Raw genomic sequence first — 464 nt, 5'->3', positions numbered from 1 at the left:
GTGCGTAGTTCTTGTGGTGATAATTTAATGCGATCCCCAGCCATTTTTAGTCTCTCCTTTTATCGTTATTTTTATTCCAATAGTATTTTAACACAGAAAGATATTTATTTTAATCTATATACTACAAATTATTTGTTCTATGTATCTGTTTTGATATGAAAAAAAGTGATCTTGTGAGAAATTCTCAAGATCACTTTAATACAGCCATGTACTATATCTGAAATAGGCTAATCTATATGTCAGTTATACTCTTTTGGTGTAATCATCATTCCGCAAATGGCTATTACACTGAAGATAATCGGATTCGCTCCAAACCAAAAGAAAACAGGCATGAAGAAAGCAACGAACATAAGCAACATAAGACCTAGTAATAGTCCTACACTACTAATTTTTCTACTGAAAATCTTACGATCCTTTAGTACATATACTACATTTATCAGCGCTAAAATGGCCATAATGATCAC

1 protein-coding gene is annotated in these 464 nt (G+C 31.7%); it reads right to left on the bottom strand.

The window, feature by feature from the left end; translation table 11 throughout:
* Positions 1-239 precede the first annotated feature (239 nt).
* Positions 240-464: hypothetical protein (locus C240_RS11280; protein WP_271495724.1), on the bottom strand; the 225-nt coding region annotated here is incomplete at its 5' end.

Source organism: Enterococcus sp. 5H, assembly GCF_028128615.1.
GTDB lineage: Bacteria > Bacillota > Bacilli > Lactobacillales > Enterococcaceae > Enterococcus_L.
Note: the sequence above shows the minus strand (reverse complement) of the source record. Positions and strands in the feature narration are given on the sequence as shown.